Raw genomic sequence first — 10,221 nt, 5'->3', positions numbered from 1 at the left:
CGGCCGCCCTCGTCCTTGGTCAGGATGTAGGCTTCGGCAACGAACTTCTTGTGCGGCTTGACGGTGCCGGGCTTGGCCAGGACCTGGCCGCGCTCGACGCCTTCACGGTCGACACCGCGCAACAGCGCGCCGATGTTGTCGCCGGCCTGGCCCTGGTCGAGCAGCTTGCGGAACATCTCGACGCCCGTGCAGGTCGTCTTGGTGGTCGGACGGATGCCGACGATCTCCAGCTCCTCGCCGACCTTGACGACGCCGCGCTCGACGCGGCCGGTCACAACCGTGCCGCGGCCCGAGATCGAGAACACGTCCTCGATCGGCATCAGGAACGGCTTGTCGAGCGGACGAACCGGCGTCGGGATGTAGGCATCGACCGCAGCCATCAGTTCGCGGATGGCGTCCTCGCCGATCTTCTTGTCGGAATCTTCAAGTGCGGCAAGCGCCGAACCCTTGACGATCGGAATGTCGTCGCCGGGGAACTCGTTCTTGGTCAAAAGCTCACGCACCTCGAGCTCGACCAGCTCGAGCAGCTCGGCGTCGTCGACCTGGTCGACCTTGTTCAAGAACACCACGATCGAGGGCACGCCGACCTGGCGGGCGAGCAGGATGTGCTCGCGGGTCTGCGGCATCGGGCCGTCGGCGGCCGACACCACCAGGATCGCGCCGTCCATCTGCGCAGCACCGGTGATCATGTTCTTCACATAGTCGGCGTGGCCGGGGCAGTCGACATGGGCATAGTGGCGGTTGGCGGTTTCGTATTCGACGTGCGCCGTCGAAATGGTGATGCCGCGCGCCTTCTCTTCGGGTGCCGCGTCGATCTGGTCGTAACGCTTGTATTCGCCAAAATACTTGGTGATCGCCGCCGTCAGCGACGTCTTGCCATGGTCGACGTGACCAATCGTGCCAATGTTCACATGAGGCTTAGTGCGCTCGAATTTACCTTTTGCCATGTGATCTCTCCATTCCTGCCAGCCCGTGCGGGCCTTGAATTAAGTTACTGATGCAACTCGTTTCGAGTTACGCGTATTTCTTCTGGACTTCCTGGGCGACCGCGGTCGGGACCGGCTCGTAGTGGTCGAACTGCATCGTGTAGGCCGCGCGGCCCTGGCTCATCGAGCGAAGGTTGTCCACGTATTTGAACATGTTGGCGAGCGGCACCATCGCGTTGATGACCACAGCCACGCCACGGGCTTCCTGGCCCTGGATCTGGCCGCGACGGCCGTTCAGGTCGCCGATAACGCTGCCGACGTAATCTTCCGGCGTCACCACTTCGACCTTCATGATCGGCTCGAGCAACTGCACGCCAAGCTTGGGCGCTGCTTCACGGAAGCAGGCGCGGCCGGCGATTTCGAAGGCCAGAACCGACGAGTCCACGTCGTGGTAGGCGCCATCGATCAGCGTCGCCTTGACGCCGATCATCGGGAAGCCGGCGAACGGGCCCGAGGTCATGACGCTGTTGATGCCCTTTTCGACACCGGGGATGTATTCCTTCGGCACAGCGCCGCCGACGATCTTGGTTTCGAACTCGAATTCGCTGCTTTCCGGATTCGGCTCGAACAGGATCTTGACGCGGGCGAACTGGCCGGTACCGCCGGTCTGCTTCTTGTGCGTGTAGTCCTGTTCGTGCTTGCGGGTGATCGTCTCGCGGTAGGCCACCTGCGGCGCGCCGACATTGGCCTCGACCTTGAACTCGCGGCGCATGCGGTCGACGATGATGTCGAGGTGGAGCTCGCCCATGCCGGAAATGATCGTCTGGCCCGATTCCTCGTCGGTCTTGACGCGGAAGGACGGATCCTCGGCGGCCAGGCGGTGAAGGGCGAGGCCCATCTTTTCCTGGTCGTTCTTGGTCTTCGGCTCGATGGCGATCTGGATGACCGGATCGGGGAATTCCATGCGCTCGAGGATCACCGGATGCAGCGGATCACTGAGCGTGTCGCCGGTGGTGGTGTCTTTGAGACCAGCGAGGGCGACGATGTCGCCGGCAAACGCCTCTTCGACGTCGGCGCGCGAATTCGCATGCATCTGCAACATGCGGCCGATGCGTTCTTTCTTGCCCTTCACGGTGTTGTCGACCGAGATGCCCTTGGTGAGCTTGCCCGAATAGATGCGGGCAAAGGTGAGCGAACCGACGAACGGGTCGTTCATGATCTTGAAGGCAAGCATCGACAGCGGCTCGTTGTCGTCGGCATGACGCTCGATCTCGGCGTCGGTCTTGGCGTCGACGCCCTTGATGGCCGGGACATCGGCCGGCGACGGCAGATATTCGACGACGGCGTCGAGCAGCGGCTGCACGCCCTTGTTCTTGAAGGCCGAGCCGCAGAACATCGGATAGAACTTCACCGCGATCGTGCCCTTGCGGATGAGCGCACGGATCTCGTCGTTGCTCGGCATCTTGCCTTCGAGGTAATTCTCGAGCGCCGTCTCGTCCATTTCGACGGCGGCCTCGATCATCTTCTCGCGGTATTCTTCGGCACGAGCCTTGAGGTCGGCAGGGATCTCGACGATGTCCCAGGCAGCGCCCAGCGTCTCGTCGCGCCAGACCAGCGCGTTCATCTCGACGAGGTCGACGACACCCTTGAACTCGGTCTCGGCGCCGATCGGCAGCTGCATGACGACGGCATGTGCACCGAGGCGCGAACCGATCATCTCGACCGAGCGGTAGAAGTCGGCGCCGATCTTGTCCATCTTGTTGCAGAAGATCATGCGCGGCACGCGGTACTTGTCGGCCTGGCGCCAGACGGTTTCCGTCTGCGGCTCGACACCGGCATTGGCATCGAGCAGCGCGATGGCGCCGTCGAGCACGCGCAGCGAGCGCTCGACTTCAATGGTGAAGTCGACGTGGCCGGGGGTGTCGATGATGTTGAAGCGGTGCATCTTGCCGTCGCGACCCTTCCAGAAGGTTGTGGTCGCGGCGGACGTGATGGTAATGCCGCGCTCCTGCTCCTGCTCCATCCAATCCATGGTGGCAGCGCCGTCGTGGACTTCGCCGATCTTGTGCGACTTGCCCGTGTAATAGAGGACGCGCTCGGTGGTCGTCGTCTTGCCGGCGTCGATATGCGCCATGATACCGAAATTGCGGTAGTCTTCGATTTTATATTCGCGGGCCATGGGAGGTGCCTCTTCAGTCTCGTTCGCGCTTTACCAGCGGTAGTGCGCGAAAGCGCGGTTGGCTTCTGCCATCTTGTGGGTGTCTTCACGCTTCTTGACGGCGGTGCCGCGGTTGTTGGCCGCGTCCATCAGCTCGCCGGAGAGGCGGTCGACCATAGTGGTCTCGTTGCGGTTGCGGGCGGCGGCAATCAGCCAGCGGATGGCCAATGCCTGACGGCGCTCGGGGCGCACGTCGACCGGAACCTGGTAGGTGGCGCCGCCGACGCGGCGCGAACGCACTTCCACATGCGGCGCGACATTGTCGAGCGCCTGATGGAAGACGGTGACCGGCTCCTGCTTGGTCTTGGACTGAACCTGGTCGAGCGCGCCGTAGACGATGGTCTCGGCAACCGACTTCTTGCCGTCATACATGACGGCGTTCATGAACTTGGTGACGATCAGATCGCCGAACTTCGGGTCCGGATTGATCTCACGCTTTTCTGCACTGTGACGACGGGACATTTTTTCTCTGCCTCAATTCTACGCGGTGGCCTGGATCCCGGATCGTCGCTTGACGCCGCCCGGAACGACCTTGGCTACGCTTCGGTCACTTCGGACGCTTGGCGCCGTATTTCGAACGGCGCTGCTTGCGGTTCTTCACGCCTTGCGTGTCGAGCACGCCGCGGATGATGTGGTAACGGACGCCCGGAAGATCCTTGACGCGACCGCCGCGGATCATCACCACCGAGTGCTCCTGAAGGTTATGGCCTTCGCCGGGGATGTAACCGATCACTTCAAAACCATTGGTCAGGCGGATCTTGGCCACCTTGCGCAGCGCCGAGTTCGGCTTCTTCGGCGTCGTGGTGTAGACGCGCGTGCAGACGCCCCGCTTCTGCGGGTTCTGCTGCATGGCCGGGACCTTGTTGCGCTTCACCGGCGCAATGCGCGGCTTGCGGATCAGCTGGTTGACGGTAGGCATTAAACCCTCTTGTCTCTCAATTCCGTATCTCGCCCGGTCAGGGCCGCTCAAAGCGTCACTTCCATACGCAAATTCGGGCCACAAACCGCGCCTCGCGGTCTTGCCCGAACAAATGGCAGAGGAAGCGGAAGCCGCTTCATGCACGCCGGAAATGTCTTTTCGCTCGTAAAACGAACCCTGTTTGAGGCAAACTCCAAAGCGTGTCGCTTCGGAAGCAAGAGCCTCACATCGGTTCTGACTGGCCGGCTTCTACTCGTATGGCCACTGTCCGTCAACCCCGGAGCGGCAAATATTGCGCTGAACCCGAGGCTTGGCAGCCATGCGAAAAGCGCATGTAATTTTCTTGCGCCGTTTTTCAAGAGGAAGGCAGAAAGTGACCGGCTTGCCGCTGTTTCCAGGCCGTGCTTCGTGCGAAAAGGCGGCATGAGCAGCCCAAACCCCCTCGACCGGAGGTACGAACCCGTGAATGACAATGAGGAGCGCCCGGTCACTATTATTACCGGGCGGGTGTGGAAGCGCAAAGGCGGCAAGCCGGAAGGCGTGCATGTGATGTTGGTCGCACCGGACGACGATTCGGCGGTGCGCCGCGCTCTCGAATCACTTGCCGCGGAAGGTTATGCCGAGGCCGAGCTCGATCAGATCGGCGACCTGGACGGCGTGCCCGACGAGGAGCCGCATCTGTCCGCCTATCAGGGCGCGCTTGAAGGCGAAGTGTCGATCGTGACGTTCGATGTGCCGATTTGAAGAGATTTGAAGAGATATGAATCGCGGTCGATCTCACGGGCCGGCGACACAAGCCCGGCGACTTGCCCGGCACAAGTTCTCTGCTAAGAAGCGACCTCTGGCGAAACCAAGCACATTCAACCTGCGGAGCTCCCATGTCCTCTAATCCCATCAAGCTCGGCATCGTCGGCGTGGGGAAGATCGTCCGCGACCAGCATCTGCCGGCGCTGGCGAAGGACCAGGATTACCGCCTGGTCGCCGCAGCGAGCCGGCACGGCAAAGTCGAAGACATCCCGAATTTCCCGACGATCGAGGCGATGCTCGACGCAACGCCAGAGCTCGAGGCGGTGTCGCTGTGCATGCCGCCGCAGTTTCGTTACGACGCCGCGCGCTTGGCGCTCACGGCGAAAAAGCATGTCTTCCTGGAAAAGCCGCCCGGCGCCACGGTCAGCGAGGTCGAAGACCTGAAGGCGCTGGCGACAGCGAACGGCGTCTGCCTGTTCGCCAGCTGGCACTCGCGCTATGCGCCGGCTGTCGAAGCAGCGCGCGCATTCCTTGGATCGACAACGATCAGGTCGGCCGCCATCAACTGGAAGGAAGACGTGCGCCGCTGGCATCCGAACCAGGAGTGGATCTGGGCTCCCGGCGGCTTTGGCGTCTTCGATCCGGGCATCAACGCGCTGTCGATCGCTACCCACATCCTGCCGCCGATGTTTATCAGCTCGGCAGAACTCGATTTCCCCGAAAACCGCGCGGCCCCGATCGCCGCCCATATCGCCTTCCGCACTTCGAACGGTCTGCCGGTGACGATGGAACTCGACTGGCGTCAGACCGGCCCACAAAGCTGGGACATCCTGGCCGATACCGAGGCCGGATCGATGGTGCTTTCTGGCGGCGGCTCAAAGCTCGCCATCGATGGCCGCGTCGTTCACGAGGAGCCGGAAGCCGAATATCCGATGCTCTACAAGCGCTTCGCCGAGATCGTGCGCGCCGGCACCTCCGACGTCGATCTCGCGCCCCTGCAGCACGTCGCCGACGCCTTCATGCTGGGCAAGCGCAATGTGGTGGAAGCTTTTTTCGATTGACGAGTGGGCGCCGGCCGGATCGCAGGTCTGGTCGGCGCACCGCACAAAATCAATTGACGATCGCTATTGCAAAGCCGTCATAGCCCTTGGCGCCAACAGTCTGGATCGCGGTGCCTTCCAGACGCTTGTCGCTGCCGATGAACGAGAACGCCGCGCGTGCCCCTTCAACATTGGCGTCACGACCATCTTCATTCACCACCGCGCCGTCACGGATGACATTGTCGCAGACGATGACGGTCCCCGGCCTCGAAAGACGCATGGCCCAGGACAGATAGTGCGGGTTGTTCGGCTTGTCGGCGTCGATGAAGATAAAATCGAACGGCCCGGCATTCTCGGCGCCTAAGGCCGCAAGCGATTGAAGCGCCGGTCCGACCCGCAGTTCCACCCGGCCCGACACCCCTGCCCGTTCAAAGTTCGACCGCGCGACACTGGCGTGGTGCGGATCAAGCTCGAGCGTCACGACCTTGCCGTCCATCGGCAATGCTCGCGCCATCCAGATTGTCGAATAACCGCCCAACGTGCCGATTTCGAGTACCTTCTTCGCTCCCTGCATTCGCGCAAGAAGTGAGAGCAGCTTGCCTTGTGCCGGGGAAACGTCGATAGGCGGCAGGCCCTGATCATGGTTGGCCGCCAGAACGGCATCGAGGGCGGGATCCGCCTCGAAAAGAGCTTCGACAATGTAGTCGTCGACAGAAGCCCAGATCTTCCTGCTCATCGTTCTCCTCCGATCCGATTGGGGAACCAAAATGCGAAAAGGGGCCACTTAGGCCCCTTTTCTATCTTCTCTTGCTTGCGCGCTTACTGCGCCGCGTTAACCATGTCGGTCAGCATCGGCTCGGCGACCTCGACGCCGGACGCCTTGCGGCGCTCGTCGATGATCAACTCGTCGCGCGAGGTGGCGATGCGCCGGATCTGGCTCATCGTACCGCCGGTACCGGCCGGGATCAGCCGGCCGACGATGACGTTTTCCTTCAGCCCCTGCAGCATGTCGGTCTTGCCGGCAACCGCAGCTTCGGTCAGCACCCTCGTCGTCTCCTGGAAGGAGGCGGCGGAGATGAAGGACGGCGTCTGCAGCGAGGCCTTGGTGATGCCGAGCAGCACCGGCTGGCCTTCGGCCGGCTTCTTGCCTTCCTCGACCAGGCGCTCATTGACCTCTTCCAACTCGATCACGTCGACGTGGTCGCCCGGAATGTAGGTCGAATCGCCCTGCGTGGTGATCTCGACCTTCTGCAGCATCTGGCGAACGATCACCTCGATGTGCTTGTCGTTGATCGACACGCCCTGCAGTCGGTAGACCTCCTGGATTTCGTTGACGAGGTAGGAGGCAAGCGCCTCCACGCCCTTGATCGCCAGGATGTCGTGCGGCGCCGGATTACCGTCGAGGATGTAGTCGCCCTTCTCGATGACGTCGCCGTCCTGGAGATGGAACGGCTTGCCCTTCGGGATCAGGTATTCGACCGGCTCAAGCGTCGAGTCATGCGGCTCGATGATGATGCGGCGCTTGTTCTTGTAGTCGCGGCCGAAGCGGATCGTGCCATCGATCTCGGCGATGATGGCGTGATCCTTCGGACGGCGTGCCTCGAACAGTTCGGCCACACGCGGCAGACCGCCGGTGATGTCCTTGGTCTTGGCGCTTTCCATCGGGATACGCGCCAGCACGTCGCCGGGGCGAACCTGTGCGCCCGGCTCGACCGAAAGAATGGCCTCGACCGAGAGCAGGAAGCGGGCGTCGCCGCCTTTCGACAGCTTGCCGACCTTGCCCTTGGCATCCTGGACGACGATCGCCGGCTTGAGGTCGTTGCCGCGTGGCGTCGAACGCCAGTCGATGACCTCGCGCTTGGTGATGCCGGTCGATTCGTCGGCGGTTTCCTGAACGGAAATGCCATCGACCAGATCCTCGAACGCTACCCTGCCCTCGATTTCGGTGAGGACCGGCCGGGTATAGGGATCCCACTCGGCAATGCGCTGGCCGCGCTTCACCTTGTCGCCATCGTCGACGAAGATACGCGAACCGTAGGTGACGCGGTGCGTGGCGCGTTCCTTGCCGGCTTCGTCGAGGATCAGCACCGCCATGTTGCGGCCCATGACCATCAGCTGGCCGTCGGAGTTGCGCACCACGTTGCGGTTGCGGATCTCGACCTTGCCCTCATAGGAGGCTTCAAGGAACGAGGAATCCACCACCTGCGCCGTGCCGCCCATGTGGAAGGTACGCATGGTGAGCTGGGTGCCCGGCTCGCCGATCGACTGCGCAGCGATGACGCCGACAGCTTCGCCCTGGTTGACGGGAGTGCCGCGGGCCAGATCGCGTCCGTAGCAGACCGCGCAGACACCGACCCTGACCTCGCAGGTCAGCGCCGAACGGATGCGAACCGACTGCACGCCTGCCTTTTCGATCAGTTCCACGTCACGCTCGTCCATCAGCGTTCCGGCCTTGACCAGAACCTCGCCGGTGACCGGGTGGGTGATGTCGTCGAGCGAGGTGCGGCCGAGAACGCGCTGGCCAACCGAAGCGACGACCTGACCGGCATCGACGATCGGCTGCATGGTGAGGCCCTTGTCGGTGCCGCAGTCGAGCGAGTTGACGATGCAGTCCTGCGCCACGTCGACAAGACGACGCGTCAGGTAACCCGAGTTCGCCGTCTTCAAGGCGGTGTCGGCCAGACCCTTGCGGGCGCCGTGGGTCGAGTTGAAGTACTCGAGCACGGTGAGGCCTTCCTTGAAGTTCGAGATGATCGGCGTCTCGATGATTTCACCGCTAGGCTTGGCCATCAGGCCGCGCATGCCGGCGAGCTGGCGCATCTGGGTGGGCGAGCCGCGCGCACCGGAGTGCGACATCATGTAGATCGAGTTCATCGGCTTCTGACGGCCGTTGTCCTCGAACTCGACCGCCTTGATGCGGGCCATCATTTCGTCGGCGACCTTTTCCGAGCACTTGGCCCAGGCGTCGACGACCTTGTTGTACTTCTCGCCCTGGGTGATCAGGCCGTCATTGTACTGCTGCTCGTATTCCTTGGCCAAAGCCTCGGTGTCGGAGACCAGCTTGATCTTGGCGTCCGGGATCAGCATGTCGTCCTTGCCGAACGAAATGCCGGCACGGCAGGCATGGCTGAAGCCGAGAGCCATGATGCGATCGCAGAAAATGACCGTCTCCTTCTGACCGCAATGGCGGTAGACGGTGTCGATCATCTTGGAGATGTTCTTCTTGGTCATCTCCTGGTTGGCGGTCTCGTAGGGCACGTTGTGGTTCTTCGGCAGCAGCTCGCCGATGATCATGCGGCCAGGCGTGGTGTCGTAGATCTTCGACACGACCTTGCCGTCGGCGTCGACCGTGCGGAAGCGCCCCTTGATCTTGGCATGCAGCGTCACCGCCTTGGTCTCGAGCGCGTGCTGGAGTTCGCCCATGTCGGCAAACACCATGCCCTCGCCCGGCTCGTTCTGGTTGACGATCGAGAGATAGTAGAGACCGAGAACCATGTCCTGCGACGGCACGATGATCGGCGCGCCGGAAGCCGGGTGCAGGATGTTGTTAGTCGACATCATCAGCACGCGGGCTTCAAGCTGCGCTTCCAGCGACAGCGGCACGTGGACCGCCATCTGGTCGCCGTCGAAGTCGGCGTTGAAGGCCGTGCAGACCAGCGGGTGAAGCTGGATCGCCTTGCCTTCGATCAGGATCGGCTCGAACGCCTGGATGCCGAGGCGGTGCAGCGTCGGCGCGCGGTTCAAAAGCACCGGATGCTCGCGGATGACCTCGTCGAGGATATCCCAGACCTCCGGACGCTCCTTTTCGACCAGCTTCTTCGCCTGCTTGACGGTCGAGGAGTAACCCTTGGCGTCGAGACGGGCGTAGATGAAGGGCTTGAACAGTTCGAGCGCCATCTTCTTCGGCAGGCCGCACTGGTGCAGCTTGAGCTCCGGACCGGTGACGATGACCGAGCGGCCGGAATAGTCGACGCGCTTGCCGAGCAGGTTCTGGCGGAACCGGCCCTGCTTGCCCTTCAGCATGTCGGACAGCGACTTCAGCGGACGCTTGTTGGCGCCGGTGATGACGCGGCCGCGGCGGCCGTTGTCGAACAGTGCATCGACGGCTTCCTGCAGCATGCGCTTTTCATTGCGCACGATGATGCCGGGCGCGCGCAGCTCGATCAGCCGCTTCAGGCGGTTGTTGCGGTTGATGACGCGGCGATAGAGGTCGTTCAGATCCGACGTGGCGAAACGGCCGCCGTCCAGCGGGACGAGCGGACGCAGATCCGGCGGGATCACCGGAACCACCTTCATGATCATCCATTCCGGACGGTTGCCGGATTCCATGAAGTTCTCGACGACCTTGAGCCGCTTCAGGTACTTCTTCTG

At 62.4% G+C, this 10,221-nt stretch carries 8 protein-coding genes; 2 read left to right on the top strand and 6 right to left on the bottom strand.

Annotated features, from left to right (window positions below; all coding sequences use genetic code 11):
* The 4 genes from tuf to rpsL all read right to left on the bottom strand — a co-directional run.
* Positions 1 to 947 (bottom strand): elongation factor Tu (tuf, locus tag NKJ91_RS32660; RefSeq protein ID WP_352458788.1); only part of this gene is annotated, 947 nt, incomplete at its 3' end.
* 67 nt (positions 948 to 1,014) lie between these two features.
* Positions 1,015 to 3,105 (bottom strand): elongation factor G, encoded by a 2,091-nt coding sequence (fusA, locus tag NKJ91_RS32655; RefSeq protein ID WP_023680448.1) that lies wholly within the window; start codon positions 3,103 to 3,105, stop codon positions 1,015 to 1,017.
* A 30-nt stretch (positions 3,106 to 3,135) separates the two neighbouring features.
* A complete protein-coding gene (rpsG, locus tag NKJ91_RS32650; protein WP_008875664.1) occupies positions 3,136 to 3,606 on the bottom strand; it encodes a 30S ribosomal protein S7 in 471 nt (156 codons plus the stop codon).
* A gap of 85 nt (positions 3,607 to 3,691) precedes the next feature.
* Positions 3,692 to 4,063, bottom strand: a complete 372-nt coding sequence (gene rpsL / locus NKJ91_RS32645; RefSeq protein ID WP_006333356.1) for a 30S ribosomal protein S12 — start codon at positions 4,061 to 4,063, stop codon at positions 3,692 to 3,694.
* A gap of 462 nt (positions 4,064 to 4,525) precedes the next feature.
* Between rpsL and NKJ91_RS32640 the strand changes: the two genes are divergently transcribed.
* On the top strand, positions 4,526 to 4,807 hold the full coding sequence (locus NKJ91_RS32640) for a transcriptional regulator (RefSeq protein WP_254817147.1): 282 nt from the start codon (positions 4,526 to 4,528) through the stop codon (positions 4,805 to 4,807).
* A 134-nt stretch (positions 4,808 to 4,941) separates the two neighbouring features.
* On the top strand, positions 4,942 to 5,871 hold the full coding sequence (locus NKJ91_RS32635; RefSeq protein WP_352458787.1) for a Gfo/Idh/MocA family protein: 930 nt from the start codon (positions 4,942 to 4,944) through the stop codon (positions 5,869 to 5,871).
* Between the two features lie 49 nt (positions 5,872 to 5,920).
* On the opposite strand, the gene NKJ91_RS32630 is transcribed toward NKJ91_RS32635, so the two are convergent.
* Together NKJ91_RS32630 and rpoC are read right to left on the bottom strand one after the other, a co-directional pair.
* The gene (locus tag NKJ91_RS32630; RefSeq protein ID WP_352458785.1) at positions 5,921 to 6,586 is read right to left on the bottom strand and encodes an O-methyltransferase; all 666 of its coding nucleotides are present in this window, start codon (positions 6,584 to 6,586) and stop codon (positions 5,921 to 5,923) included.
* Between the two features lie 83 nt (positions 6,587 to 6,669).
* Positions 6,670 to 10,221, bottom strand: a 3,552-nt coding sequence (gene rpoC, locus NKJ91_RS32625) for a DNA-directed RNA polymerase subunit beta' (protein WP_352458783.1), incomplete at its 5' end; no start/stop codon positions are given.

Origin of the sequence: Mesorhizobium sp. M0040, from assembly GCF_040323505.1 — a bacterium.
Lineage (GTDB): Bacteria > Pseudomonadota > Alphaproteobacteria > Rhizobiales > Rhizobiaceae > Mesorhizobium.
This window is presented reverse-complemented; position numbering and strand designations above follow the sequence as displayed.